This is a genomic window from Rhodococcus sp. B10 (assembly GCF_011770055.1).
GTDB lineage: Bacteria > Actinomycetota > Actinomycetes > Mycobacteriales > Mycobacteriaceae > Rhodococcoides > Rhodococcoides kyotonensis_B.
This window is the reverse complement of record NZ_JAAFYV010000003.1, coordinates 1-25,524: the sequence shown is the minus strand read 5'-3', so window position 1 is coordinate 25,524 and position 25,524 is coordinate 1. Positions and strand designations below refer to the sequence as shown.

The following is a 25,524-nucleotide window of genomic DNA, read 5'->3' as shown; positions in this document are numbered from 1 at the left end:
CTCACGACCCCTGCGCCCGCCTGCGGAGAATCTTCTGCCGCGCGTCGTGGTCTCGCATGCGCTGCGGGTAGCCCGTCTTGCGGACGTCGTAGACCGGGATCTTCAGGTCCGGACCCAACTTTCGGATGTGCCGCTCGTCGACGGCACGACGCGTCCACTCCCCGTCGTTCGCCACCAGAACGACCGTGACGGGAGTCACTGTCGTCTTCGGTTCGACATACGCCTCGACTCCGGTTCGTGCAGTCGCCCACTCGGTCAGATAGCTCGCGGTCGAGCCGTCTCCGGCGCCTCTACCTCTGCCACCACGTCGTCTGAAACGGTCGAACAACCCCATCGGTGACTCCTTCCGTGTGCGCCGAAACCGTCGTCGCGTTCCGCACCAACTTGTGTTACTCACCAGTTTGCCAGCGCAACTGCCGCCCTCGGGGAACATGAAATGTTCGAGGATGGAAGGATGGATTTCCGAGGCCGCGAATTATCGCAAGTGACAACCGCGACCTTCGCAACGCCAGCAGAATGGTCTGCGACCACAAGTCGTCGGATCGAAATACCCGCATACAACTGTCGAGGAGTCAACAGACATGGCCTTCTCCGTCCAGATGCCAGCTCTTGGTGAGAGCGTCACCGAGGGAACTGTCACGAGGTGGCTCAAGCAGGAGGGCGACACCGTCGAGGTCGACGAGCCGTTGCTCGAAGTATCGACGGACAAGGTCGATACCGAAATCCCGTCCCCCGTTGCTGGCGTTCTGACGAAGATCGTGGCTCAGGAAGACGACACCGTCGAGATCGGTGGCGAGCTCGCCCAGATCGGTGACGCAGGCGAGGAATCCGCACCCGCCGAGGAAGCACCGGCAGAGGACGACGAGGCTGCGCAGCCCGCGGCCGAGGAGCCGACGCCCGCCGCCGAGCCCGAGCCCCAGGCCGAGGAAGAGGCTCCCGCGGCCGCGTCTTCCTCGTCGCAGTCGAGCGGATCCGGCACCCCGGTCAAGATGCCCGAGCTCGGCGAGTCCGTCACCGAGGGAACCGTCACCCGCTGGCTCAAGGCAGTCGGTGACGAGGTTGCCGTCGACGAGCCCCTGCTCGAGGTCTCGACCGACAAGGTCGACACCGAGATCCCGTCTCCCGTCGCCGGAACGCTGCTCGAGATCAGCGCTCAGGAAGACGACACCGTCGCCATCGGCGAGCAGCTGGCCGTGATCGGATCGGGCGCTCCCGCCGAGAAGGCACCGGAGCCCGAGAAGACGCCGGAGCCAGAGAAGCCCGCTCCCGCACCCGAGCCGGCCAAGGAAGCACCCAAGGCAGAAGCTCCCAAGGCGGAGGCCCCCAAGCAGGAAGCACCCAAGCAGGAAGCGCCCAAGGCCGCTCCGAAGCAGGAAGCTCCCAAGCAGGAATCGGGCGCGACCCCGTACGTCACCCCGCTGGTCCGCAAGCTCGCGGCCGACAACGAGGTCGATCTGAACACCGTCACGGGCACCGGCGTCGGTGGCCGCATCCGCAAGCAGGACGTTCTCGCTGCCGCCGAGGCCAAGAAGGCACCTGCAGCCCCGGCTGCTGCCGCACCGTCCGCTCCCGCCGCATCGGCTCCTGCCGCCGCTCCCGCTACCGCGGGCGTCCGTCCGGAACTGGCTCACCTGCGCGGAACCACGCAGAAGATCAACCGTATTCGCCAGATCACGGCGAAGAAGACGCGCGAATCGCTGCAGACGTCCGCTCAGCTGACGCAGACGCACGAAGTCGACGTCACGAAGATCGCTTCGCTGCGCACGCGTGCCAAGGCGACGTTCAAGGACAACGAGGGCGTCAACCTGACGTACCTTCCGTTCTTCGCGAAGGCCGTCGTCGAGGCGCTCAAGGCGCACCCGAACGTCAACGCCAGCATCGACGAGGACAAGAAGGAGATCACGTACCACGCCGAGGTCCACCTCGGAATCGCCGTGGACACCGATCAGGGTCTGCTGTCTCCTGTCATCCACAACGCCGGCGACCTGTCGCTGGCCGGACTCGCTCGCGCGATCGCCGACATCGCCTCGCGCGCCCGCTCGGGTGGCCTCAAGCCCGACGAGTTGTCCGGTGGCACGTTCACCATCACCAACATCGGTAGCCAGGGCGCCCTGTTCGACACCCCGATCCTGGTCCCGCCGCAGGCGGCCATGCTCGGAACCGGCGCCATCGTCAAGCGCCCGGTCGTGGTGAAGGACGACGCGGGCAACGAGTCCATCGGTGTTCGCTCGATGGTCTACCTGCCGCTGACGTACGACCACCGTCTCGTCGACGGTGCCGACGCAGGCCGCTTCCTGACCACGATCAAGCAGCGTCTCGAGGACGCTTCGTTCGAGGCCGATCTGGGTATCCAGTAACACGACGGCTGCCGTGAGTATCTGTACGCTGACGTAACGGATACGCTCGGCCATCCTCGGGACAACGGGGAAAGACACACAGTCGGGGCATCATTCGCACATGCGGGTGGTGCCCCGACATCGTCGAGGAGGCAATCGAATTCATGCGTGTAGTCATTGCTGGTTCTTCAGGTCTGATCGGTACCGCCCTTGTCGCGTCGTTGCGCGGACAGGGCCACGAGGTCGTCCGGCTGGTCCGCCGACCCCCTGCCGGTCCCGACGAATATCAGTGGGACCCCACTCGTGGCACGCTCGACGACCGCGCACTGCGCGACGCGGATGCCGTGGTCGATTTCTGCGGTGTCGGCATCGGCGACAAGCGCTGGTCCGGCTCGTACAAGCAGGCGATCAGGGACAGCAGGATCACTCCCACCGAGGTTCTCGCCGAAGCCTGTGCCTCTCACTCGATTCCGACGTTCGTCAACGCGAGCGGGATCAACTTCTACGGTGACACGGGTGACCGTGTGGTCGACGAGTCCGCTCCTGCCGGTTCCGGATTCCTCGCCGAGGTCTGCCGAGACTGGGAGAACGCGACGGCGGCTGCCTCCTCGGCCGGAGTGCGCACCATCATGCTGCGCAGCGGCGTCGTGCTGTCGCAGCGAGGCGGCATGCTGGATCGCCTTCGTCCCCTCTACCTGCTCGCGCTCGGTGGCCGCCTCGGCAGCGGCCGTCAGTACTTCCCGTGGATCTCGCTCGACGACGAGATCGCCGCGATCGTGCACGGACTCGAGAACGACGCCGTGTCCGGCCCGGTCAACATGGTCGGCCCGGCGCCTGTCACCAACGCGCAGTTCAACAGCGCGATGGCGCGAGCCGTTCATCGGCCCGCTCCCTGGGTCGTTCCCGGCTTCGTGCTGCGCGCCGGGATCGGCGAGTTCGCCCAGGAGGCGATCCTCACCGGGCCACGGGCCATCCCGTCGGTTCTCGAGAACACCGGATTCGAGTTCAGGCACAACACCGTCGGCGAAGCACTGCGGGCCGCGGTCGGTCGATGACGGGAGCGTACTCTCGCCGGTATGAGCACACGATCCGCGAGGGAAAGTTCCGATTCGATCGACGTCCAGGAGATCGGACACACGGACTACCTCGAGGCATGGGATCGTCAGCGCGCCCTCGCCGACATGCGCGCCGAGGGCAACGGCCGCGACACCCTACTGCTGCTGGAACACCCGTCCGTGTACACCGCGGGCCGACGCACGTCGCCCGAGGACCGTCCGCAGGACGGCACTCCGGTCATCGAGGTCGACCGCGGCGGCAAGATCACCTGGCACGGCCCAGGACAACTCGTCGGCTACCCGATCGTCAAGCTCGCACAGCCGATCGACGTCGTCGACTACGTGCGCCGGATCGAAGAAGCGCTCATCACCGTCTGCACCGATCTGGGTATCGCGTGCGGCCGGGTCGACGGCCGCTCCGGTGTGTGGCTCGCCTCGACCCAGCGAGACGGCGTGTGGCTCCCCGAACGCAAGATCGCCGCGATCGGCGTGCGCGTGCAACGCGGCGTCACGCTGCACGGATTCTCGTTGAACTGCAATTCGACGATGACCGGCTTCGACGCCATCGTGCCGTGCGGCATCGCCGACGCAGGCGTGACGTCGCTGTCGAGCGAACTCGGGCGGGACGTGAGCATCGCGGATGTGACACCTGCCGTCACCGCCGCCGTACTCGCCGCTCTGGACGGAGAGCTCGCGGTCTCCGACCACCCCGTCCTCCAGCCGGAACCGGCCTCGCCGTCCGGTAACCCGCAATTCACCACGGTGAAGTTCGGCGCGTAGCATCGATTCCGTGACTGTGGTTCCAGAAGGACGCAAACTGCTCCGCCTCGAGATCCGAAACGCGGAGACCCCGATCGAACGCAAACCCAACTGGATCAAGACCCGAGCCAAGATGGGACCGGAGTATTCCGAGCTCAAGGGTCTGGTCAAGCGAGAGGGTCTGCACACCGTCTGCGAAGAAGCCGGCTGCCCCAACATCTACGAATGCTGGGAAGACCGCGAGGCGACGTTCCTCATCGGCGGCGAGCAGTGCACCCGCCGATGCGACTTCTGCCAGATCGACACGGGCAAGCCCGAAGCCCTCGATCGCGACGAGCCGCGCCGTGTCGCCGAGAGCGTCCAGGCCATGGGCCTGCGCTACTCCACCATCACCGGCGTCGCCCGCGACGACCTGGAAGACGGCGGCGCCTGGCTGTACGCCGAAACCGTGCGCTACATCAAGAAACTCAACCCCAACACCGGTGTCGAGCTTCTGATCCCCGACTTCAACGCCAAGCCCGACCAGCTCGCCGAGGTCTTCTCCTCGCGGCCGGAGGTGCTCGCGCACAACGTCGAGACGGTCCCCCGCATCTTCAAGCGCATCCGCCCCGCGTTCCGCTACCAGCGGTCGATGGACGTCATCACCGCCGCCCGCGACGACGGCCTGGTCACCAAGTCCAACCTGATCCTCGGCATGGGCGAGACGCCGGAAGAAGTGCAGGAAGCGATCCGCGATCTGCACGAGGCCGGCTGCGACATCCTGACGATCACGCAGTACCTGCGTCCCTCGCCGCGGCACCACCCCGTCGAGCGCTGGGTCAAGCCCGAGGAGTTCGTCGAGCACTCCGAGTACGCCACCGAGATCGGTTTCGCCGGCGTCATGGCAGGGCCGTTGGTCCGCTCGTCGTACCGCGCCGGACGTCTCTACGCGCAGGCGATGGCCCACCACGGCCGCGAACTGCCGGAGAGCATGAGCCACCTCGCCGAGGGCGGCGACGCATCGCAGGAAGCCAGCTCGTTGATGGCGCGTCTCGCCGCACACTGAATCTCTTACCGCCGCGGTGACAGTGGTCGCCGCGGCGGGACGTATCCTGTGAAGCATGGCGAACGGCAGTAAAGCGGGCAAAGCAGGTAAGCCCAGCAAGGAAGCAAAAGCGGCAGCGAAGGCTGCACGCAAGCAGGCATCGAAGGAACGACGCGGTCAGCTCTGGCAGGCGTTCCAGATGCAGCGGAAGGAAGACAAACTTCTTCTCCCGCTGATGATCGGAGCGATCGTCGGCATCGCCGTCGTCGCGTTCCTGATCGGTCTGATCTTCGGAATCGAATGGTTCCTGCTGCCGTTCGGACTTCTGATCGGTGTACTGGTCGCATTCATCATCTTCGGACGTCGCGTCCAGAAGTCGGTGTACACGAAGGCCGACGGTCAGGCCGGAGCGGCCGCGTGGGCTCTCGACAACCTCCGCGGGTCCTGGCGCGTCACCAACGCGATCGCAGGCACGACGCAGCTCGACGCCGTCCACCGCGTCATCGGCAAGCCCGGCGTGATCCTCGTGGCCGAGGGCGCCCCGCAGCGAGTCAAGTCGCTTCTGGCACAGGAGAAGAAGAAGACGGCACGCCTCGTCGGCGACACCCCGATCTACGACATCGTGGTCGGCAACGGCGAGAACCAGATCCCGCTCTCGGGCCTGCAGAAGTACCTCACCAAGCTGCCCAACAACATCGACAGCAAGCGCATGGACACCATCGAGTCACGTCTCGCCGCACTCGGCACCAAGGGCGGGCCTGCGATGCCGAAGGGCCCCGTCCCCGGAGGCGCGAAGATGAAGGGCGTTCAGCGCACCATCAAGCGTCGCTGATTCGAGAAAATCCCAGCTCGAGCAGAATCAACGCACACGCAGCATTGCGGTGCCCGTCGCCCGGTCGTGCATTCCGCGTCCATCGTGATCCGAGATCACGGCCGGGAAGACGAAGACGATGAAGAACGTACGTACCAACGCGCGGACGAATCCGACCCGTGCGCGAGCGTCGACACGGGCCACTTGAATTCCCACGATCAACTGCCCCGGCGTGAACGAGAAGACGGCCACGGCCGACACGCCGACCACGAACCACACCAGCAACGTGACGGTGGACAGCGACTGCTGCCAGCCCGTGAGACTCAGCACGAGCGCACCGATTCCCATCGCCATGAGCCAGTCGACGAGCAGCGCGAGAATGCGTCGACCCAGCCCTGCCACCGCCCCTGGACCGTCGGACGGTAGTCCGAGCCGTTCACCGGGGAACTTCTGTTCGGTGCCGTCGTCGTCCATCGCCGCGTTCGGACCGGACAACCAGGAGCCTGTCATGCGTGCCATGGCTACCAGGATAGGCTTCGACCTCGACGCCGGAAGAATGCGTCACCGTAGGGTGTGAAGCGAAGCGTCGCCCTCCCACCGATCACGGAGACCGCTTTCGACGCTTCCGCGAAGCGTGACTCACAGAACGCGACGTGTAACACGGGCGAAACACAGCCTTGACTGGCGGGCAACACGAAGTCCATAACGTGCTGCTCGACGGAAACGACAAAGGAGTAACAGGTGGCGTTCACCACGGCCGAAGAGGTCATCAAGTTCATCGCCGACGAAAACGTCGAGTACGTGGACATCCGTTTCACGGATCTTCCCGGCACCCAGCAGCACTTCTCCATCCCGGCGTCGGCGTTCAACAAGGATGTCTTCGAAGACGGTCTGGCGTTCGACGGTTCGTCCGTGCGGGGCTTCCAGTCCATCCACGAGTCGGACATGATGCTCCTCCCCGACGTCCGGACGGCTCAGGTCGACCCCTTCCGCGCCGCGAAGACGCTGAACATCGACTTCTTCGTGCACGACCCGTTCACGCGTGAGTCGTACAGCCGCGACCCCCGCAACGTCGCGCGCAAGGCCGAGGAGTACCTGGTCTCCACCGGCATCGCCGACACCGCGTTCTTCGGCGCCGAGGCCGAGTTCTACATCTTCGACTCGGTGCGCTACGACTCCGCCATGAACGGCGCGTTCTACGAGGTCGACTCGATCTCCGGCTCCTGGAACACCGGTGTCGAGGTCAACGCAGACGGCAGCCCCAACCTGGGCTACAAGGTTCGCCCGAAGGGTGGATACTTCCCGGTCGCGCCGTACGACCACTACGTGGACCTGCGCGACGAGATCTCCACGAACCTGCAGAACGCAGGCTTCGAGCTCGAGCGTGGACACCACGAGGTCGGCACCGGCGGACAGGCCGAGATCAACTACAAGTTCAACACCCTGCTCGCTGCCGCGGACGACCTGCAGCTGTTCAAGTACATCGTCAAGAACACCGCATGGAAGTACGGCAAGTCGGCCACCTTCATGCCGAAGCCGCTCTTCGGTGACAACGGTTCGGGCATGCACGTCCACCAGTCGCTGTGGAAGGACGGCAAGCCGCTGTTCCACGACGAGGCCGGATATGCCGGACTGTCGGATCTCGCCCGCCACTACATCGGCGGCATCCTGCACCACGCTCCGTCGCTGTTGGCGTTCACCAACCCGACGATCAACTCCTACCACCGCCTGGTGCCGGGCTACGAGGCTCCCATCAACCTCGTCTACAGCCAGCGCAACCGTTCCGCTGCCGTGCGTATCCCGATCACGGGCAACAACCCGAAGGCCAAGCGCCTCGAGTTCCGCGCACCGGACAGCTCGGGCAACCCGTACCTGAACTTCGCCGCTCAGATGATGGCAGGCCTGGACGGAATCAAGAACAAGATCGAGCCGCTGGCTCCCGTCGACAAGGACCTCTACGAGCTCCCGCCCGAGGAGGCCAAGAACATTCCTCAGGCGCCGACGTCGCTGTCCGCCGTCATCGACCGCCTGGAAGCCGACCACGAGTACCTCACCGAGGGTGGCGTCTTCACGACCGACCTGATCGAGACCTGGATCTCGCTCAAGCGCGAACAGGAGATCGCTCCGGTCAACCTGCGCCCGCACCCCTACGAGTTCCAGCTGTATTACGACGTGTAAGCTTTTTCGGCTGAGACGTCGCGGCTGACCTGCGGCGGAGTGTTCAATCCGTCCACTTCGTCCGCAGTCAGTCCGCAGCAGCTTTCAACGAGTCCATCCGCGCCGCAATCACAGCACCAACAGCGGCACGGGTGGACTCGTCTGCGTCCGGCCACAAGTGGCCGTAGATGTCGAGCGTCGTCTTGGCGCTTGCGTGCCTCATTCGCGCCTGGACGGTCTTGATGTCCGCCCCGGAGAAGATCAGCAGTGACGCGAGGTAGTGCCTCAGATCGTGGAATGAGAACTCGTCGGGAAGCCCCTCGATGCTCCCCCGGACTCGCCGGATCTCGCGATCGATAACCCAGGGCCCGGCCGCTTCCCCGCGGCCGTTCGTCACTATGTTCCCGTGTGGCCACGTCTTGACGAACGACGACAGCATCAGCGTCATCTCCTGCGGAATCGGGATGGGCGCCTCGCTCCCCTCAGTCTTGAGCTCCTTCGCCGGCCACTGCAGTTTCGGGTGAACGACTCCGCGGATGAAGTCGATGTCCTCGACGACGCGGAGCGCCGTCGCCTCAGCGATTCGCAGACCAGCGAATGCGCCGAGAAGTATGGCGGGCTTGATGTGATCGGCGACGGCGTCGTATAGAGCCCACAGCTGTTCCGTCGTGATGAGGTAGATCTTCGCCTTGCCCATCGGCGGCGAGGTCTTCCGTGAGCAGGGGTTCCTGCCGAGCAGATTGTCGTGCACCGCATCGCCGAGGATCTGGGATAGCCGCTGATGCAGTGCGTGCACGTACGAGTCCGCCATGCCCGCCTTGCTCAGCCTCGCCGTCCACGCTTTCACCATCGATGGGCGGATTCCGGCTATAGGTAGCGGGCCGAACTCACTGGTTATCTGCGCGATGTGCGTCCGCGCCTGACGGACCGTGCTCTCTCTGTGCACTCCGTAGCCGATAATCCATTGATCGCACCACTGCTGGACTGTGAGCTTCGCGTCGCGTGGCGCGACGTGTGTCCCCTGCACCAACGTTGACACGGTGCCGTCGAGCCAGTTCTGCGCGTCGGCCTTCCGTTCGAACGACCTCGCGTGCTCTTGCCCGAAGTCATCGACGTACCGAGCCCGCCAACGCTTTCCCCTGCCGTACTGGGCAGATTTCGACCTGTCCGACTTCATCCAACGGTCTTCGACGCCTGAACGCCGGTTACGCCTCTGAGTCGTCATCCTTCAGTAGTTCCTCTCGGATTTGACCGGTGCGTTCCTGCAGCCATTCGGTCGCCCGGTCGGAACGAACGATCGCAGTGATCGCTACGCGCAGGAGTCTGTTGGCTGCCGCACGGGAATCAGGGTCTGAGTCGCCGGCTGCCCGTAGCTGGGCGTGGAGCTCGCGAACTTCGACGAGGTCCTTCTCGAACCGATCAGACACGACGCCGAGCGCCTCGATGTTGTTGTCCAGGATCTTCGCGTGAACATCGGCAAGTGTGATCATTCGGCCCAGTTCGCGCCCTACGTTCCCGAGTTCGTCCAACGAAACCTCGAGTACTCGAGCAATTTCGATCGCCTCGTTGAATTTCAGTGAGCGAGTGCCCTTTTCGATCTTCAGGATGGTCTGCTGATGGAAGGGAGTGCCCAAGCGTTGGGCGACTCGTTCCGACAGTTCGGCCTGAGACATGCGGCGAGCAGTACGGAGTTCCTGTAATCGCTCGCCATAGGCAGTGTCGCTCGCGTCGTTACTCACGACGCAAACAATAACAACGTTTTGGAGTATTGACGAGACGCACATTCGTTGTATCGTGATGGTGTTAGATCACGACAACGAAAGGTTGTTACTGGTGGCTCACACAGTGCAGACCGACATCGAGGAGCGCTTCCTCACCACTAAGCAGGTCAGCGAAATCTACGGAATCCCTGAGGCGACCCTGCGTTACTGGCGCCACGTGGGTGAAGGCCCATCTTCGTTCGTTCGGGGCCGTCGCAGCGTCATCTACCGCCGCAGTGAAGTAGATCGTTGGGTTACAGCCCAGGAGGCGATGAGCGTTCGCGGCGGGGTCGCCTGATGACGCCGCCGACCTCACGCTGCGCAATCAGCTTGGTCTCTACATCGAAAAACACCGCCAGCCACGGGATGGCAGTCCCTGTTGTGGCTAGCGGTGTCCAGTTCCGTCCCCATTCGCAAGGAGAAGAACCAATGACGAAAATTGTACCTGCTCAGTCCGACAACAACCAGAGTGATGTGGAACGCACCACCGAGCTCGACGAGTTCGTGCAGCACATGCGCCAGTTCGAGCCGTCGGTTCAGCCTGAATCCGCGCTCTGGCAACTCTACGAACGTGAACATCTTGACGCGGCCACTGCGGTGGTTGACCGCTACGCGATCGTCGACAAGCTGTACCCCGACGCGCAGGCGCCCCACTGGGCGCAACTCGACGAAACAAAGGACAACCGGTTCCCGTGCAACAGCTACTGGCAATCGGTGCCTGCGAGTGTCCCGCTCCGACGGATGCCCGGCTACATCAACGCCCAATCCGGCAACTTCGCTGTCGCGCACCTAAAGATGCACCTCCAGCAGAACCTGCGGGACAGAGATCCCTCCGTCAAGGTCATGCGGATGGGGGCGACCTACACCGATTCCGAGCATCTCGATGTCCTCGACCAGTACAACCTCACCCTCGACGAGGCGGCGCACCTCGCACACACGCTGCTTCTGCTGCTCGACATCGCCGCAGAGGGCGTCGCCGAGAACCGCGGTGCAGCGTGATCGGCCTTGGCGGATCGATCCGCCTCGCGAAAGGCACCCGCGTCAACGTCCGCCTGGCGGATGTTGGCATCGAGCTCGAGCTCGCAGCCGATGGGGTAGATCAGACCTACCCCATCGCGTTCGACGACGCCGAGCACCTCGCAGCCCTCCTCATAGACCTTGCCCGTGTCACGCGGCATCGGTCCGGCGTCGGCGATCTGGTGGTGGCGTGATGGCGCACATCAGTTTCACCGGCGACGACGCCAGGATCGTCGTGCGGCACAACGCAGTCGTGGACAGGGTCTGCATCCGCATCGGTTACGACGCCTCGATCTTGTTGCGCGACCCCGAGGAAGTGCACGACCTGGTCGACCAGTTGCAGGCCGCGGCGAAAGCGCAGGCTGCACATCGAGGTCGGGAGCTGGTGCGCGACGAGAACGCTGTCAGATTCCACGCCGACATTCGGGAGGCCCTGCAGTGACTCCCACCGAGCTGTTCCTCGTAGTCGCGCTGATCGCGCAATCGATCTGTTGGCTCGCAACGGATTTCAGAAGGTTCGTCAGGAGGCCCGGCGGCTAGATCCTCGGCGGCTACCGCCGTCGAGGCACCTACGACACGAGCGACCTAAAGGTCATGCCAGGCAACCGCATTGACCAGCGGAGAGGCCGGGGACCAACCCCGGAAACCGGCCTCTCCACCACAGAAAGCGAACAACTCCATGGTATCGAAAATTGGAGCTCAAATTGCGTCCGACCACCGCGACGACTGGTGGTGGGAGCCTGCGATGGCCGCCCTCAAGTCGAAGGCCGAGACGGGGCTGGTCTTCGAAGCGTACGACTTGACGGACGAGTTTGGGATCGACGACCCCGACCACCCAGGACGGTGGGGAGCTTTGTTCCGTGAAGCCAACCGTCTCGGCGTCATCGAGCCGGCTGGTTATTGCGTTGCACGACGTCCTACGCGGGCGGGTGGCCTCACCCGTCTTTGGAGGGGGCGTACGGGCAGTGACTAGTCCGAACCCAGGACATTCGAAGCTTCGGTGGTACACCAGCCTCCGAAATGCCGACCTGACAAACGCTGAATTTCGGGTGCTCGTCGTGCTCTCGACGTTCACTGACGGGTCGATGGGGAACGCTTTCCCAGGGCTACGCGTGTTGGCAGAGCAGTCCTGTGTGAGCGAGCAGACCACGAAACATGCTTTGAGGTCGCTGCGCTTGAAGGGGTGGATCGAGCTGTCTGAACGTGGTGGAAATCAAGTGGGTAAGGGTCGGGCCAATGTGTGGAGGTTGCTGCCTCGCGAACTGAAGGGGGCTACCGGCTTACCCCCTTCGTTTATCCCCAAGGGGGTGGCTCACTTACCCCCTTCAGATATCCCCAAGGGGGGTAATTCGTCACCGGAAGGGGGTAAATCACTTACCCCCCAAGGGGGCAAGTCACTTACCCCCCATCAGTTCATAGATCAGTTCATAGATCAGGGGGGTGTCGCCGAGGTGACGAATGTGCCACTCCGAAGCGCGCAAGAAGCCCCTCCCCGTCGCTGTCCGACCCACCGAGGAATGCAAGGCGTGATCCCGAGCTGCGGCGCATGCAAAGAACTCCGCCTGCAGAACGAGGCTTGGGTAAAGAACCAGACACCGTTAGCACGGGACATCGCTCGATGCCCCGACTGTCGCGGCACTCACTGGCTCGAAACGGAAACCGGCGAGCCAATCCGCAAATGCGACCATGCCCGCGCCCCATTGAAGGAGGTCTCTTGACCGCAAAGTATTCGCCCCTTGACGCGCTGAAGTACGCCGCCGTTCTCACCCACCACACAGTCGATTGGACGACTGATTCGATCATGGGCCGCGACGGCATGACCGAGGATCTAGAGGAGTCGACAGAACAGGAATTCGACGCACTGCGATCTCTCGCGCAGTCGATCACAGACTTGTCCGTTCCGTGGGTGCGAGATCGAGACGCGTTCTGGCGTTACTCCGACGGACGCCCGATGGAAACACGACTGACGACCGACTACGGCTCGGTGATCGTTCACACCTGGCATCCCGACCCGGACCACCCGGCACCTAAGCCCTACGAGGTACAGGCGCAGGACGGCGCTATCTACGAGATCGCCTTTCATCGCCCATCGACAATCACAGCAACGCACGTCGGGTACTGGCGACCGAGGCTGTTCGCTGTCCGGGACGAATCGTGAACGAGTCGGGCACCGAGGCCCTGTTGGTTCGAATCCTGACGAATCAGCCACGTCTGAGTGGCGCCGCATGCGTCGGCCGCTCCGAGGTCTTCGACCCTGCTGAGACTGGCGAGGACCCCGACGACGTGCGCTACCGCCACGAGGTCGCTGCGAGCATCTGCCGCACCTGCCCAGCGCTCAACAGCTGCCGCGATTGGGCCGAGACCGAACGAGCGAGCGGCAGCGTGATCGCGGAACGCGCCCGATACACGCGCCGAAAAGCCGCATCGATCCAACAACCAGTTCTGTTCTGACCACCAAACAACGAAGGAGCTCAACCAATGAGCGAACAACCCGCACGCTTCCTGCTGCTGAATGACACCGCAGGACTTCCCTCGACATCGGTGGACAACGAGGCGGCCTACCGAGCCGCCCATACCTTGCATGACCTTGTATCGACCTCGGACGCAGACACCGACCGAATCCTGGACCTAATCCAAGCCGCTGTAGAACGTGAACACCACGCGACCGTCGTCGTCATGACCTATACCGTCGCCATGCTCGGTCGTTCGATCGGCACTCTCGTCAGCCTTCTCAACGAACGCGGTGTCACCCGTTCCGAAGTCCTCGCCAAGATCGGCGTCGACGAGCTACCCAACCCAGAACCCCCGATGTATCCGCCCACAACCGAAGGAGAACCCACGTGACGACAGACAACCCCGCTCAGGACGACGCACAGACTCACGCCGAAAACGCCCTCTATGCGATGTTCGACGAGACAGGTCTGCCGACAGCGCTTCTCGTCGAGTCCGAGATCCGGCAGGCAGCCGATCGGCTGACGTGGTCTGTGTTCGGCGAGGCTGGCGACCCCGAGAAGGTTCGCGACGTCATCGCCGATGTCCGGTCCCAGCACGGGCCCGCGTTCGGCGCGATCGCCGGCGCCGCGCTGTATGCGCTCGCCCACTACATCGTGAACCCGCTGGTTGTGCAGGCCGAAGGCGACGGCCACGACGGCGCCGACATCTTCGCGCAAATCGCCGCGCACGCCCAGGTCAGCAAGCAAGCTCGACGCAATCCACCGGCATGACCGTTCGTGTCTCGCTCGATTCGGCGGTCCGGCCATGCGTGCGTTTTAACGCGGGCGGGCGGATCCGGCTTGAGCTCGGCCGGACTGGCATCGGGGTCACGATGACCCGGGCTACCGCACTGGCACTGGCTGACGCGATCGTCGACACCGTCGAACGCAGTCGAAAGAACAACCGCAACACCCACTGAACGACCCTGTCCGTCATCAGTTGTGGGGGCGATCCCCACAACTGGTGACCGGGCGAATGGCTTCACGGGGCGCGATGCCCCGCTCGTGCGCGATGCCGAGAGCCGAACAGCGAAACCGACTCCGGTCGGTCCATTCGGGCTTCCTCATCGCGAAAGGCGCACGACCGCAATGCTCCCACCCCCGATCGATGCGGCGCACTACCCAGTGCCGCCTGCGCAGGTGCACGGCGAGACCCTGCTCGTCCAAGGCCCCGCACTGGCATTGGTGCACCGGGCGCTGCTGTTGATGGCAAAGCACAACGAACGCCGCCCGACCACGCCCACGTTCGAGCTACTCAGTCGGACCATTCGGCAGGCTATGGACGCTCAGGAGGCCATGTCGCGTACGCGACAACGCGACACGACATCCGTTGCCACTCAGACAGAGTTACCGCTGACCGAACAGATAGGGACTCGGGAAGCGGCCGAGATCCTGGGAGTGACACTGAGGACCTGCCAGCGATTGGCGGGCGAGATCGGCGGAGCGCGATGCTCTTCCAGGTGGGTGTTCGACCGGGCCGTCGTTCAGGCATATCGAGCCGAACGCACTGCACGCACCGAGGACTGACCCAACCGGAGCCCCGAGCGGCTCCGCAGCCTCAGGAGCATCCTCATGGGAGTTGTCTACCCCGCTGGACCGCCGACCATTTCCGGCGACATCGCATCTATCAGCCGCTACCTCTCGACGCCGAGCGTCATCGCCAAGCGCGTGAACGAGATCGCCCGCCAACGGTTCATTGCCGATCGAATTCTGTTGGGCCGCACCGAAGTATCTGGCGGCTCTGTGATCATCGAGCAGGACGACCCACTGTTCACCACCAGGCAGCCTGAGGCCATCACCCCGGGCGCCGAGTACCCCCTCGCAAACGTCAACAGCGGCGAGGCCGTCGCGGTGAAGGTCACCAAGTGGGGTCAGGATGTGCCCATTACCGACGAGCAGATCAAGCGCTCGAACTTCTCTCCCATCGAGAAGGCTCAGCAGACGCTCGTCAACACCCTGATCCGCACCGTCGACGGACTGGCTTTGAGCCTGATCGCGTCGACTGTCACGCAGACCCAGCCGGTCAGCGAAGGCGTGTGGTCGTCGTCCACCAAGATTCTGCTCGACATCATGCTCGCCAAGGCCAAGCTGCGGAAACTGAACAAGGGGTACGACCCCGATCTGCTCGTCATCGACGACGACACTTGGGCCTACCTCGCGGCTGACCCGAACCTCGCTCTCCAGCGTGCGCGAGAAGACACTACAAACCCGGTCTACACGGGCGAGTTCTTCACCCTTGCCGGTCTGACCATCCTTCCCACACCGAACCTGCCGGCTGCAGGCGCTTGGGTGATCGACTCGAACAACCTCGGGGGCATCGCCGACGAGAAGCTCGGGCAGGGCTACGAGGGCGACGTGATCGAGACGAAGTCGATCCGCGACGACGACAACGATCAGTGGCGTATCCGTGCCCGCCGTGTCTGCGTGCCGTACGTCAATTCCCCCGACGCGGCCGTCCGTATCACCGGCATCAGCGCCTGACCTCACTCGCACGCGACTTACATCGCGGACATCGCAGCGGCTAGTCAAAACCGCTGCTGCGCAATTGATTTGGAAGGTGTGCCGTGGCGGGCGGACGGATAGATATCGAGGTAGCTGCGGACGTCAGCCGCGTTGCAGGAGACCTCGAGCGTGGACTCGGCCGTGCAGTCGGCGTAGCGGGCACCTTCGGCAAGATCATGGGCGCCGGCATCCTCGCCGGTGGTGTGACCGCGGCGTTCGGTGAGGTCATCAAGACCGGCAACGACTTCACCAACGAGCTGAACACGATGCAGGCGGTGTCGTCGGCGACAGCCCAGCAGATGGCTGCCGTGTCGGATCGGGCCAAGGAACTCGGCAACGACAATCAGCTGTCTGCGACGTCGGCGTCCGACGCGGCCGCAGCGATGACGGAGCTCGCCAAGGGCGGTTTCACCGTCGAGCAATCGATGGAGGCCGCGCGCGGAACGCTGCAGCTCGCCGCGGCGGCTCAGATCGACGCCGGCACCGCGGCGACGATCCAGTCGCAGGCACTGCAGGCATTCGGGTTGGACGCCTCGTACGCGGCGACCGCGGCCGATGTGCTCGCGAACGCTGCGAACGCCTCCTCGGCTGAGATCACCGACATCGCTGCAGGTTTGCAGCAGTCCGGTGCCGTCGCGAACCAGTTCGGTCTGACGGTCGAAGACACTGCGGCTGCCCTCGGTGTGCTGTCGAACGCCGGTATCTCCGGTTCCGACGCAGGCACCCTGCTGAAGTCCGCGCTTCTCGCGGTGACAGACCAGGGCAAGCCCGCGCAGGCGGCGATCGAAGAGCTCGGTCTGACGATCTACGACGCCGAGGGCCAGTTCGTCGGCATGTCGAGTTTGTTCGGCCAGCTCGACGAAGCTGCGGCGAACATGACGCCGGAGCTGTACCAGGCCGCGACCGCGACCCTGTTCGGTTCGGACGCTATGCGTCTCGCCGGTGTCGCGGCCGAGCAGGGCCAGGCCGGGTACGACGCCATGCATACGGCGATCGAACGGCAGGGCGCGGCCGCCGAGGTCGCTGCCGCGAAGACGCAAGGCCTTCCGGGTGCGATGGCATCGATCGAAAACGCCACCGAGACACTCACACTCGGCCTGTACGGGCTGATCGAAGGCCCACTCGAAGGTTTCGCGACCGCGGCGGCGGACAAGATCACCGCCGTCACACCCGGCATCATCTCCGGGCTTCAGGATGCTGGCGGCGCTGTCGTCGAATTCGGTCAGATGCTCGCCCCGGTCGCTGGATTCGTCGGCGACGCCGTCGGCGCTTTCCTCGACCTCCCAGCCCCGGTGCAGGCCGTCGCCGGCGCTCTCGCTGCGCTTCAGGTCACCGGTGGCGCCGACAAGATCGGCAGCTGGTTCCAGGACATCACCGAAAACTTCCAAAGTTTCCGCGAGGAAATGCAAGGCGAGATCGACATGCAGGCTGCCCTCGGCAGCATCGGCGAAAACGATCCATTCACCGAACTCACCGGTGGCGCCGACGAGTTGGCTGGTGCGCTCGAAGAGAACGCCGAGCCGCTGTCCGAGCTCGCTGCAGGTTTGGCGACGCTCGAACGTCGCCACCCAGCGATTCGGCAGATGGCCGACGGCTACCGCGGCGTCACCACCGCAACGCAGCGGTTCGCTGACCGCCAGCGGAACCTGGCCACCACCTCCGGTGCTGTGAGTGGCGCGCTGCGTAACGGTGCGGCGCAGGCTGCCCGGTTCGGTGGCGTCGTCGGCGGTGCTGCTGTGGCGGGCGCGAACGGTCTGGTGTCTGCCGCGAAGGGCGCGATCGGTGTTCTCGGCGGCCCGTGGATGGTCGGCATCATGGCCGCCACGGCGATCATGGGCCAGTTTTCCAGCGAGAACAGCAAGGCCAGCCAGCAAGCCCAAATTCTTGGTGACTCGTCGACCAATCTGGCGATCGCGCAACGCGATGTCGCGAAGGCGTTCCAGGAGTCGAACGGCGAGATCTCCGACTCCGTCATGTCGGCGCTCGCGCTGCAGATGGAAACCGTTCGAGGCGAACTCGACGGCCTCGCCGATACCGCGCCTGGATCGTTCGACATCTTCCGCGCCGCCGGCCAGGACATCGCAGGGTGGTTCTCCGGTGTCGCGCAGGCTGGTACCGACGCGTTCAACGCGCAGGAAGAAACAGCCGAGTCCGCGGCGCGCGTCAAGGGCGCGTTCGACTCGCTCGGCCTGTCGAACGAGGAACTCGCCGGGAAGCTGACGGCGTCGAACACCGAGTTCGCGACCTTCGAAGCGGTGCTGCGGAATTCGGGTGACGGCGGTGAGGAAGCCGCCGCGAAGATGCGCGAGCTCCGCGAGGAAGCGCAGCGCGCTGAGCTGACAGCGAAGAACACCACGCCAGGGTTCTTTGACCTATCGACGGCGATCGGGGTGCTCGCTGACGAGTCGGCGTCCGCTGATGACCGGGTCAGCGCACTCAAGACTGCCCTGGATGTGCTGTCCGGCAAAGAGATCCCCCTGTCGGATGCGGTGCAGGCGTACAACGATGCGATCCGCCAGATCGGCGAGGAACAGCCAGCCGCGGTCGATCCGGCCGGCGGTGTCGGTGATGCGCTCGTCGGTGACGGCGGCGCCGTCAACACCCAGCTCGCGAACGGCTCGGCGCTCCGTGATTCTCTGACCGAGATCCGTGACCGCACTATCGATGTCACCAACGCGACGATCACTGCGTCGCTAGCGCAGGGCAAGAGCTTGCCAGAGGCGCAAGAAGCCGCGCGCGCAGCGATTGCTTCAAACGCTGACGCACTACTTGGGCTTGGCAACAACTACCAGCTCACGAAGACGCAGATCGAAGCGATGGCGGCTGCTGAAGGTTTGCTGCCCGAGCAGATCATCATGCTGGCCAGCCTGTCCGGGGCCGACGATGTGACCCAGCAACTCACCGTAATCTCGAGCATGCTCAAGGGCGTCGGCCAGCCCGTCGACGTCCCCGTCGACGTCCTCGACGCGGAGGCTCTCCAAAAGATCAAAGACCTCGGTGGCACCGTCGAAACGGACATCAACGGCAAGCCCGGCATCGTCCGCATCACAGCACCCACCGACGACGCACTGAGGCAGCTCCGAGACATCGACCTCGCCGCCAACAACACGGCGCGTAACCGCACAGTGTCCGTCGACGTAGTCCTCAACAACATCGAAGAGGTCGATCGACGACTCGACGCGGCAGTCAGATCGGGCGTGGCAGTTCGCGGTCAGACTTTCGCAACTGGCGGGCCAATCACCGGCGGCGTGCCCGGCAAGGACTCGGTGCCGATCCTGGCGATGCCTGGCGAGCACATGCTCACCGTCGACGACGTCAACCGTCTCGGCGGGCAGGAAGGCGTCTACCGGTTCCGTGACGCTCTGGCGCGCGGCGAGGTCCGCGGCTATGCGGGTGGCGGCGCGATCGTCGACAGCCTGACCGCGTATGTCGGACAGAAGTTCCCGGCCCTGAAGATGACGTCCGGCTACATAGGCCGCGAGGGCGAGACCGGTTCGTACCACAGCATGGGTATGGCAGCGGACTTCTCGAACGGCTTCGGCAACACAGACGCCCAGCTTGGTCTCGCGACGCTGATGGCGTCGAAGTTCGGTTCAGAGCTGAAGGAACTTATCTACGACGACCCGCGCTTCGGCCGCGAGATCAAGGACGGCGAGTTCGTAGACGACTCGTTCTACGACGGCGCAGGCGACCACACCAACCACGTGCACATCGCCACCGACCACGTCCTGGTCGACCCCGGTGATGAACCCGAGGCCGAGGTAGCGCCGCTGTCCGAGCGGGATGCGATCGCAGACGCGATCATCGCCGAAGGCCGACGTCGCGGCATCACCGACAACGGCATCAAGGCCGCCGTCATGACCGGACTTGCCGAGTCGGATCTGTCGCTTGTCGAGGGCGGACCGGACACGTCGACCGGACCGTTCCAGCAGCAGGAATGGTGGGGCTCGTACGAGGAGCGGATGGACCCGACCATCGCGGCCGGGAAGTTCTACGACCGTCTCGTCGAGTTCGACTACGACTCGATGGATCCGGCTGACGCAGCCCAGCGGGTGCAGCAGTCCGCGTTCTCCGACGGCTCGAACTACCGAGAGCGTGCCGGTGAAGCTGACGCCATCATCGCGTCGCTCGACGGCCGCGGTGCGAGCCTCACCTACTCGACGTCCACATCGTCGTCGAGCAGCTCCAAGAAAGTGACGTGGGCGGAGAAGGATCAGATCGCTCTCGATCGAGCCGTCGTCGCTGTGACGCAGGCGAAGGAAGCCCGCGACGAGACCTACGCAAACGAGAAGAAGTCGCAGGCTGACCGCGAGCAGGCCGACCTCAAGGTCAAAGCCGCCGAGCAGAAGGTTGTCGACCTCCAAGCGAAGAAGGACGCCGCCGCGAGTGGAGCCAAGGAAGGCCCCGCACCGCAGGCCCCCGAACTCGCCCGCACGTTCAGCGACACCGAGCGCGCAGAGCTCGAAGCACGGATGGCCGTCGACGACGCGAACACCCGGCGCAACGAGGTGTACGCCGACCCGGACTCGACACCGAACGACAAACTCCGCGCCGACATGGCCCTCGACGAAGCACGCCAGAAAGCAGCGAACCCCGACTCGACATCCACCTCGACGAGCAAGTCCGGCGAAGCATTCTCGATCAAGGACCGGCTCAAGGACTTCGGCAGCCAACTGGTCGCGATCGGTATCGACTCCCTGTTCGAGCAGATGCCCTTCGGTATTGGTGATTCGCGACTGTGGGACCTCAAGATCCCCACGTTCGGTGACGTGTACGGGCCGACCAACCCGGACGTCAGCGACAGCCAGCTGAGCGGCGAGAAGCCGTTCGACTCGTCGAAGCCGGGTCTGGCGCCGCCTCCGATGGAATGGACGGCGCAGCTGCGCAAGGACTGGCAGGGTCAAACGGCCGACTTCATCAACTCGCTGCGCAAGAATGCTCTACTGCGTGACACCGGCGGCCGGCTGCCGCACGGAGCGATGGCCCTCAACCTGTCCGGCGAGGACGAGTGGGTCTCGACAGGTGCGCAGCGAGATCAACAGATTCGAGAGATCGCCGCGGTTCGTACAGCGAACGCAGCCGCGGCCGGAACGGCATCGCTCGACCTGACCGGCTTCCAAGGCAAGATCGACGAACTCGTCAGTGCCGCACGGCAGCCCGCGGTGACGTTCCAAACCGACTCCGTCGATCAGGGCATCCGGGCGTGGCGCAGTGAAGTGAATGTCCGCTCGCTGTCGTTCAAGAAGCGCTCATGATCATGATCTCGCTCGCGCTGATACTCGCGTCCGCCGGCACCGACCGGACCGCCGACCAAGCCGCATTCCTCACACGGCAGGAGCAGCAGTGCCACGAGCCACCCTCAAGGTGTGCCGCATCGCCGGGTGCCCACGCATGCAGGCCGGCCCCCTGTGCCGAGAGCATGCAAAGGACCGAGAACGACACCAGCGAGCAACCGTACCCACGAAGGCCACACGCGACGATGAAGAGCAGGCACGCCGCAAGGCAGCCGTCGACGCCCACCGGGCCATCAACGGCGAATGGTGCCCCGGAATCGACCGCCCCGCCCACGACCTCACCGACCGGGACGGCGGCCTCACCGCCAACCACGTCACCCCCATCGCCCTCGGCGGCGACCCACGCGGACCGCTCTCCGTCGCCTGCCGATCCTGCAACTCCCGCCAGGCCGCCCGATTCTGAACTCTCGAACACCCACACCCACCCACTGACCCTCTGCCTGGCCCCCTCACGTTTCGCCGCGAGGGAGGTCAGTCGATGACGCGGAGGGTTCAAGATTTCCGGCTATCCGGTGTGCGTGGCCGAAAAGCCCACGCACCAACGGGTCACCGCAGTTGTGTCGAAATTCGACACGACTGGTTCGACTCTTCGGCAACCATCGACGTTTGCACCATGGTTGCCCACGACTACCCCTCGGCGTCAAGCTCACCGCAGATCCTGGGCATGGCATCAAAGCGGAGGTATGGCCGGCTAGGTGATGAATCTCCAGCGTCTCGGCGCAGGCCCCTTTCCGTCACCCATGACCCTGCCAGCGCCGAGGGGAACCTTCACAAGTTCGAAACCTTCTCCGCACGACCGACACCCCTAGAGAGAGAACTGACATGGCTGCTATCAAGATGACCGCTGATTTCCGTGAGGGCGCTGCGGTGTGGGCGACCAGCCAAGGCAATTCGCTGAGTCTGCACACCGGCGATCCGGGCACGACCGGCGCCAACGAAATCTCGGGCGGCTCCTACGCACGTGTGGCGACGACGTGGACCGCCGGCGCGGTCGATGGGGCGGTGGTTGGTAGCGAGGTCGAGTTCAACATTCCCGGCCCGGTCGCACCCGCTACCGTCGTCACGCCGACGCATCTGGGCTGCTGGTCGGGGTCGACGTTCAAGTGGGCGGTGCCGATCTCGAACATCCAATACCCGGGCCCGTCGAAGGTTCGGATCACAGCCACGTTCTCGGCGCCGCAGGGCTAACAGTGCGTTTCTCCACAGCGCCTAGACCAGCCATTACTGAGTCGGTTGCGCCTCGACCATCGATGGGAACGAGCGTTGCGCCACGTCCGTTCGCAACTACCTCGGTAGCGCCCCCGAACACCGTTCCTCCCCAGCCGCAGGTTGTGATGAGACAGGCCGTCGCAGCGGACCTGTTCTTCGATGTCGCTGTGGCACAGACCCCGATCATCTTCCTCCCGGCGTCTGCCGAGTTGCCGTTCGACGTGACGGTGGTGCAGCAGCCGACGGGCGGCACGTACACGATGGCCGTGGCCGCTGAGCTCCCGTTGGCGGTCGACCCGTTGACGGTGCCCGTCGCGCCGGCCGCACCGTCCTTCGACTTCGCTGTCGCCGCTGCCACCTCGCCCGTCGTCGAGGCGGCGCCGTCGTTGCAGTTCGACGTCGCGGTGTCGCAGTACGTGCTCGCGAACCAGGGCATCGACAAGTCCGGCAACCAGATCCTCACGACCGCCAACGTGTGGACGCGGCTGTCCCCGTGGGCTGTCCGCTCCGGATACCCGGCGACGGGCATCGTCGACGGCGACGGCATCCGCATCCCTGCTGGTGTGGTCGCCTCCTACGAATACCGGCTCGCAGTGGGGTCGGGCGCCGGGACAGCGAACTCACAATCGATGCGGCTGGTGAACGGCTCGACCGTCGTCGACTCGGTCACCATTGCGAACACATCGACCACCGCAACCCGGACGGGAACGTTCACGGGCACCGGCGAGGTCGCCCGCCTGGAAGCGTCCGTCACCTCAACGAACTCCGGCCGCGGCACCATCACCGCCTCCACCTACCTCGTCCTCACCGTCATCTGATCCGATGGCCGATCGCCCGATGAATCGAAGAACGGTTGGTGTCGCAGATGCCACTTCCTGATGCGGCAGGCGACTACTGGCTCGGACAGCAGCGCATCACGGCCGCGACGCTCGCCATGGCCAAAAGGCTCTGGCGCAAGATCGACGAGACCAGCTTCGACGAGTCCTGGGATCGAATGTCCCCGACCCTGATCGTCACGGTCGAGCAGGCTCAAGCCGCCGCCATCCGCGAGGCAACCGCCTACGTCCCGACCGTTCTCGACGAGCTGAACATTGCCGTCGACCCGGTCGCCGCGCTCGCACCCGACGCGCTCGTCGGTGTCACGGGCGCAGGCATCGCGATCGAGGAAGCTGCCTACAACTCGATCATTAAAGCGAAATCCGCTGTCGCCGAGGGAGTCCCTGCACAGACGGCGCTCAGTCTCGGCGGACAGTACCTGCAGATGCTCGTGCAGACCGCGCTCGCTGACACCGCCCGCGCCGCCGAATCCATCCAGACCGTCACACGGCCGAGCCTCGGATACGTGCGGATGCTCAACCCGCCGTCGTGCTCGCGCTGCGTGATTCTCGCCGGACGCTTCTATCGGTGGAACGCCGGATTCAAACGGCACCCGCGGTGCGACTGCAAGAGCATCCCCGCCCCCGAGTCGATCGCCGACGATCTGACCGTCGATCCGAAACGGTATTTCGACTCGCTCAGCCCCGAGGAGCAAGACCGAACGTTTGGCGTATCCAGCGCGCAAGCTATCCGTGACGGCGCCGACATGGGTCAGGTCGTCAACGCTGCCCGAGGTCTGCAACAGGCGCAGGTGTACGGGCGGCAGCTCGAGTACACCACCGAGGGAACCACCAAGCGGGGCGTCGCAGGCCGGATCATCCGAGCTCGCGGCCGCAGTCCCCGCACCACACCGAGGCTCATGCCGTCCGCGATCTACGACATCGCCGAGGACCGGGCCGACGCCCTCCGTCTCCTGCACATCAACGGATACCTGCTCGACCGCGACGGCGTGCCACTGTCCGGACGCGGATCTCGCAGCGGCATCACCGCGGCAGCCGCACCCGACTTCTCGGTGCCGCCACCGAAAAGCGCAGTGCCGCTACCGGCGCCTGTCGAGACGCAGCTCTACAACGCAGACATGGACGCCGCCACGTACTGGCAAGTGCGCGACAACGTCGAGCGATACCCAGAGCACCTAAGGGAACGACTCGGCGAGGCCGGCGTCACCGTGCAGCTCGCACCGAAGCTGACCGAAACGGCAGGCGGATCCAAGTGGGCAGGCGTCCAATACGCCGACGGCCGCACGTTCGATGACATGAACGCTGTCTACGACGAGTCCGAGAAAGCTGTCCTGCTCAACGGCAACCTAGTCAGCGGCTCGACGAACACCGTCTTCCACGAGATGAGTCACGCCGTCGACAACACAGCACTCCAAGCGAAGCCCCTCGATGTCGACTGGCAGGAGCCAGGACAAGACCGCATCGTCAAGACCATCTCGACAGTCTCCGACGATCCCTACCTGATCTGGGCACACAACCGCGTCTACGACGCCGGCCTCGCTGACCCGTACTACCGAGTAGGCAGCATGAACAACAAGGCGTCGGGCCGATCCGAATGGTTCGCAGAGTCGGTAGCAGCCATCATCAACAACGATCCCGTTCAGCTGCTGAAGGTTTCGGCATTCGACAGCCAAGCGATCGATGTACTCCGCTGGTCGCTGACCCGTATCCTTGACCTATGAGAACTCCGGTGCTGATCCTCGACGACGGCAGGTACCTCACCTATCAAGGTGACGTGCTCCCTGCTGTCCCTGTCGATGACGAACAGCTCGCGGCACGGCAAGCGATCGACCCGGAGTACACCCGCTACGACTGGTACCGCGAGCACGCAACCGGTGACGCACTCACCCTCGGCGAGGTGTTCGAGACGACGCTGCAGACCGGACGCCTGTCGTTTTCGACGCAGTGGTTCACGGTCGCGAGGAAGAAGGGCCACGAGCTCGCCGAACTGAGCATTCTTCCCGAGGGCATGGCACAGTTCGACCCGCGCAAGCAACCTCCCGCTGGGCTTTCTCGTGACGCCACGGAAAAGCCCGCCGCCGGCCCTCCGCCGCGCCCTGTAGCGCCGCCGCAACGCCCCTGACAGCACGAAAACCGGGCAGAAACAGCCCACCAAATCGCCCCAGGTTCAGACGGATCACACCCTCACCGCAGTAACCGAACCACGTCTGACCAGCCACGATGCCGACGCCGACAAGCTGGCTGACCAGCACAAACGCACCCACCCCCGCAC

At 64.5% G+C, this 25,524-nt stretch carries 27 protein-coding genes; 23 read left to right on the top strand and 4 right to left on the bottom strand.

Translation table 11 applies throughout. The features are described 5' to 3' along the window. Position 1: 1 nt before the first annotated feature. Positions 2 to 334, bottom strand: coding sequence for an oxidoreductase (locus RhoFasB10_RS02605; RefSeq protein ID WP_167674997.1), 333 nt, complete (start codon positions 332 to 334; stop codon positions 2 to 4). A 247-nt stretch (positions 335 to 581) separates the two neighbouring features. Between RhoFasB10_RS02605 and sucB the strand changes: the two genes are divergently transcribed. From sucB to RhoFasB10_RS02580, 5 genes are all read left to right on the top strand, one after another. Further along, complete coding sequence (gene sucB / locus RhoFasB10_RS02600) at positions 582 to 2,357, top strand: 2-oxoglutarate dehydrogenase, E2 component, dihydrolipoamide succinyltransferase (RefSeq protein WP_167674995.1); 1,776 nt, start codon at positions 582 to 584, stop codon at positions 2,355 to 2,357. A gap of 143 nt (positions 2,358 to 2,500) precedes the next feature. Beyond that, positions 2,501 to 3,391 (top strand): TIGR01777 family oxidoreductase, encoded by an 891-nt coding sequence (locus tag RhoFasB10_RS02595; protein WP_167674994.1) that lies wholly within the window; start codon positions 2,501 to 2,503, stop codon positions 3,389 to 3,391. A 21-nt stretch (positions 3,392 to 3,412) separates the two neighbouring features. Next, the gene (gene lipB, locus RhoFasB10_RS02590; RefSeq protein ID WP_167674992.1) at positions 3,413 to 4,171 is read left to right on the top strand and encodes a lipoyl(octanoyl) transferase LipB; all 759 of its coding nucleotides are present in this window, start codon (positions 3,413 to 3,415) and stop codon (positions 4,169 to 4,171) included. A 10-nt stretch (positions 4,172 to 4,181) separates the two neighbouring features. Beyond that, entirely contained in the window at positions 4,182 to 5,195 is a 1,014-nt protein-coding gene (gene lipA, locus RhoFasB10_RS02585; protein WP_346764341.1) for a lipoyl synthase, read from the top strand. 55 nt (positions 5,196 to 5,250) lie between these two features. After that, positions 5,251 to 6,006, top strand: coding sequence for a DUF4191 domain-containing protein (locus tag RhoFasB10_RS02580; RefSeq protein ID WP_068420582.1), 756 nt, complete (start codon positions 5,251 to 5,253; stop codon positions 6,004 to 6,006). A 27-nt stretch (positions 6,007 to 6,033) separates the two neighbouring features. Here RhoFasB10_RS02580 and RhoFasB10_RS02575 read toward each other — a convergent pair whose 3' ends face one another. Next, on the bottom strand, positions 6,034 to 6,504 hold the full coding sequence (locus RhoFasB10_RS02575; protein WP_068420580.1) for an RDD family protein: 471 nt from the start codon (positions 6,502 to 6,504) through the stop codon (positions 6,034 to 6,036). A gap of 222 nt (positions 6,505 to 6,726) precedes the next feature. Between RhoFasB10_RS02575 and glnA the strand changes: the two genes are divergently transcribed. Continuing rightward, a complete protein-coding gene (glnA, locus tag RhoFasB10_RS02570; protein ID WP_068420578.1) occupies positions 6,727 to 8,163 on the top strand; it encodes a type I glutamate--ammonia ligase in 1,437 nt (478 codons plus the stop codon). A gap of 67 nt (positions 8,164 to 8,230) precedes the next feature. Here the strand turns inward: glnA and RhoFasB10_RS02565 are convergent, their stop codons facing one another. Both RhoFasB10_RS02565 and RhoFasB10_RS02560 read right to left on the bottom strand, forming a co-directional pair. Next, positions 8,231 to 9,367 (bottom strand): site-specific integrase, encoded by a 1,137-nt coding sequence (locus tag RhoFasB10_RS02565; RefSeq protein ID WP_167674990.1) that lies wholly within the window; start codon positions 9,365 to 9,367, stop codon positions 8,231 to 8,233. Then, positions 9,348 to 9,926, bottom strand: a complete 579-nt coding sequence (locus tag RhoFasB10_RS02560; protein ID WP_167674989.1) for a helix-turn-helix transcriptional regulator — start codon at positions 9,924 to 9,926, stop codon at positions 9,348 to 9,350. Before RhoFasB10_RS02560 ends, RhoFasB10_RS02565 begins: the two co-directional genes overlap by 20 nt. Positions 9,927 to 9,975: 49 nt before the next feature. On the opposite strand from RhoFasB10_RS02560, the gene RhoFasB10_RS02555 reads away from it, so the two are divergent. The 17 genes from RhoFasB10_RS02555 to RhoFasB10_RS02470 all read left to right on the top strand — a co-directional run bounded on the left by RhoFasB10_RS02555 (position 9,976) and on the right by RhoFasB10_RS02470 (position 25,374). After that, complete coding sequence (locus RhoFasB10_RS02555; RefSeq protein WP_346764340.1) at positions 9,976 to 10,200, top strand: helix-turn-helix domain-containing protein; 225 nt, start codon at positions 9,976 to 9,978, stop codon at positions 10,198 to 10,200. Between the two features lie 131 nt (positions 10,201 to 10,331). Further along, complete coding sequence (locus RhoFasB10_RS02550; RefSeq protein WP_167674987.1) at positions 10,332 to 10,901, top strand: hypothetical protein; 570 nt, start codon at positions 10,332 to 10,334, stop codon at positions 10,899 to 10,901. Next, positions 10,898 to 11,113, top strand: a complete 216-nt coding sequence (locus tag RhoFasB10_RS02545) for a hypothetical protein (protein WP_167674985.1) — start codon at positions 10,898 to 10,900, stop codon at positions 11,111 to 11,113. The genes RhoFasB10_RS02550 and RhoFasB10_RS02545 overlap by 4 nt, the downstream gene beginning before the upstream one ends. Then, the gene (locus tag RhoFasB10_RS02540; protein WP_167674983.1) at positions 11,113 to 11,361 is read left to right on the top strand and encodes a hypothetical protein; all 249 of its coding nucleotides are present in this window, start codon (positions 11,113 to 11,115) and stop codon (positions 11,359 to 11,361) included. Before RhoFasB10_RS02545 ends, RhoFasB10_RS02540 begins: the two co-directional genes overlap by 1 nt. A 1,272-nt stretch (positions 11,362 to 12,633) precedes the next feature. Further along, on the top strand, positions 12,634 to 13,077 hold the full coding sequence (locus tag RhoFasB10_RS02530) for a hypothetical protein (RefSeq protein ID WP_167674979.1): 444 nt from the start codon (positions 12,634 to 12,636) through the stop codon (positions 13,075 to 13,077). Continuing rightward, on the top strand, positions 13,074 to 13,370 hold the full coding sequence (locus tag RhoFasB10_RS02525) for a transcriptional regulator (protein ID WP_346764339.1): 297 nt from the start codon (positions 13,074 to 13,076) through the stop codon (positions 13,368 to 13,370). Before RhoFasB10_RS02530 ends, RhoFasB10_RS02525 begins: the two co-directional genes overlap by 4 nt. A gap of 27 nt (positions 13,371 to 13,397) precedes the next feature. Continuing rightward, positions 13,398 to 13,763, top strand: a complete 366-nt coding sequence (locus RhoFasB10_RS02520; RefSeq protein WP_167674977.1) for a hypothetical protein — start codon at positions 13,398 to 13,400, stop codon at positions 13,761 to 13,763. Further along, positions 13,760 to 14,143, top strand: a complete 384-nt coding sequence (locus RhoFasB10_RS02515) for a hypothetical protein (protein ID WP_167674975.1) — start codon at positions 13,760 to 13,762, stop codon at positions 14,141 to 14,143. The genes RhoFasB10_RS02520 and RhoFasB10_RS02515 overlap by 4 nt, the downstream gene beginning before the upstream one ends. Next, positions 14,140 to 14,331, top strand: a complete 192-nt coding sequence (locus RhoFasB10_RS02510; protein WP_167674973.1) for a hypothetical protein — start codon at positions 14,140 to 14,142, stop codon at positions 14,329 to 14,331. Before RhoFasB10_RS02515 ends, RhoFasB10_RS02510 begins: the two co-directional genes overlap by 4 nt. A gap of 169 nt (positions 14,332 to 14,500) precedes the next feature. Continuing rightward, positions 14,501 to 14,938, top strand: coding sequence for a helix-turn-helix domain-containing protein (locus RhoFasB10_RS02505; protein WP_167674971.1), 438 nt, complete (start codon positions 14,501 to 14,503; stop codon positions 14,936 to 14,938). A gap of 45 nt (positions 14,939 to 14,983) precedes the next feature. Continuing rightward, the gene (locus RhoFasB10_RS02500) at positions 14,984 to 15,892 is read left to right on the top strand and encodes a hypothetical protein (protein ID WP_167674969.1); all 909 of its coding nucleotides are present in this window, start codon (positions 14,984 to 14,986) and stop codon (positions 15,890 to 15,892) included. 83 nt (positions 15,893 to 15,975) lie between these two features. Beyond that, positions 15,976 to 21,168 carry a phage tail tape measure protein gene (locus tag RhoFasB10_RS26210; RefSeq protein ID WP_346764338.1) on the top strand — a complete coding sequence of 1,731 codons (5,193 nt, stop codon included), beginning with the start codon at positions 15,976 to 15,978 and terminating at the stop codon, positions 21,166 to 21,168. Positions 21,169 to 21,256: 88 nt separating this feature from the next. Continuing rightward, positions 21,257 to 21,610 carry a hypothetical protein gene (locus tag RhoFasB10_RS02490; RefSeq protein ID WP_167674967.1) on the top strand — a complete coding sequence of 118 codons (354 nt, stop codon included), beginning with the start codon at positions 21,257 to 21,259 and terminating at the stop codon, positions 21,608 to 21,610. A gap of 419 nt (positions 21,611 to 22,029) precedes the next feature. Further along, positions 22,030 to 22,395 carry a hypothetical protein gene (locus RhoFasB10_RS02485; protein WP_167674959.1) on the top strand — a complete coding sequence of 122 codons (366 nt, stop codon included), beginning with the start codon at positions 22,030 to 22,032 and terminating at the stop codon, positions 22,393 to 22,395. Between the two features lie 146 nt (positions 22,396 to 22,541). Beyond that, on the top strand, positions 22,542 to 23,234 hold the full coding sequence (locus RhoFasB10_RS02480) for a hypothetical protein (protein ID WP_167674965.1): 693 nt from the start codon (positions 22,542 to 22,544) through the stop codon (positions 23,232 to 23,234). Positions 23,235 to 23,281: 47 nt separating this feature from the next. Further along, positions 23,282 to 24,973 carry a hypothetical protein gene (locus RhoFasB10_RS02475; RefSeq protein ID WP_167674963.1) on the top strand — a complete coding sequence of 564 codons (1,692 nt, stop codon included), beginning with the start codon at positions 23,282 to 23,284 and terminating at the stop codon, positions 24,971 to 24,973. Beyond that, on the top strand, positions 24,970 to 25,374 hold the full coding sequence (locus RhoFasB10_RS02470; RefSeq protein WP_167674961.1) for a hypothetical protein: 405 nt from the start codon (positions 24,970 to 24,972) through the stop codon (positions 25,372 to 25,374). The genes RhoFasB10_RS02475 and RhoFasB10_RS02470 overlap by 4 nt, the downstream gene beginning before the upstream one ends. Positions 25,375 to 25,524 lie beyond the last annotated feature (150 nt).

What these genes read in the sequence shown, in the direction of transcription:
- RhoFasB10_RS02605 (WP_167674997.1), bottom strand. Translation starts at nt 334, where the DNA reads ATGGGGTTGTTCGACCGTTTCAGACGACGTGGTGGCAGAGGTAGAGGC.
- sucB (WP_167674995.1), top strand. Translation starts at nt 582, where the DNA reads ATGGCCTTCTCCGTCCAGATGCCAGCTCTTGGTGAGAGCGTCACCGAG.
- RhoFasB10_RS02595 (WP_167674994.1), top strand. Translation starts at nt 2,501, where the DNA reads ATGCGTGTAGTCATTGCTGGTTCTTCAGGTCTGATCGGTACCGCCCTT.
- lipB (WP_167674992.1), top strand. Translation starts at nt 3,413, where the DNA reads ATGAGCACACGATCCGCGAGGGAAAGTTCCGATTCGATCGACGTCCAG.
- RhoFasB10_RS02580 (WP_068420582.1), top strand. Translation starts at nt 5,251, where the DNA reads ATGGCGAACGGCAGTAAAGCGGGCAAAGCAGGTAAGCCCAGCAAGGAA.
- RhoFasB10_RS02575 (WP_068420580.1), bottom strand. Translation starts at nt 6,504, where the DNA reads ATGGCACGCATGACAGGCTCCTGGTTGTCCGGTCCGAACGCGGCGATG.
- RhoFasB10_RS02565 (WP_167674990.1), bottom strand. Translation starts at nt 9,367, where the DNA reads ATGACGACTCAGAGGCGTAACCGGCGTTCAGGCGTCGAAGACCGTTGG.
- RhoFasB10_RS02560 (WP_167674989.1), bottom strand. Translation starts at nt 9,926, where the DNA reads ATGTGCGTCTCGTCAATACTCCAAAACGTTGTTATTGTTTGCGTCGTG.
- RhoFasB10_RS02550 (WP_167674987.1), top strand. Translation starts at nt 10,332, where the DNA reads ATGACGAAAATTGTACCTGCTCAGTCCGACAACAACCAGAGTGATGTG.
- RhoFasB10_RS02540 (WP_167674983.1), top strand. Translation starts at nt 11,113, where the DNA reads ATGGCGCACATCAGTTTCACCGGCGACGACGCCAGGATCGTCGTGCGG.
- RhoFasB10_RS02520 (WP_167674977.1), top strand. Translation starts at nt 13,398, where the DNA reads ATGAGCGAACAACCCGCACGCTTCCTGCTGCTGAATGACACCGCAGGA.
- RhoFasB10_RS02510 (WP_167674973.1), top strand. Translation starts at nt 14,140, where the DNA reads ATGACCGTTCGTGTCTCGCTCGATTCGGCGGTCCGGCCATGCGTGCGT.
- RhoFasB10_RS02505 (WP_167674971.1), top strand. Translation starts at nt 14,501, where the DNA reads ATGCTCCCACCCCCGATCGATGCGGCGCACTACCCAGTGCCGCCTGCG.
- RhoFasB10_RS02500 (WP_167674969.1), top strand. Translation starts at nt 14,984, where the DNA reads ATGGGAGTTGTCTACCCCGCTGGACCGCCGACCATTTCCGGCGACATC.
- RhoFasB10_RS02485 (WP_167674959.1), top strand. Translation starts at nt 22,030, where the DNA reads ATGGCTGCTATCAAGATGACCGCTGATTTCCGTGAGGGCGCTGCGGTG.
- RhoFasB10_RS02480 (WP_167674965.1), top strand. Translation starts at nt 22,542, where the DNA reads ATGAGACAGGCCGTCGCAGCGGACCTGTTCTTCGATGTCGCTGTGGCA.
- RhoFasB10_RS02475 (WP_167674963.1), top strand. Translation starts at nt 23,282, where the DNA reads ATGCCACTTCCTGATGCGGCAGGCGACTACTGGCTCGGACAGCAGCGC.
- RhoFasB10_RS02470 (WP_167674961.1), top strand. Translation starts at nt 24,970, where the DNA reads ATGAGAACTCCGGTGCTGATCCTCGACGACGGCAGGTACCTCACCTAT.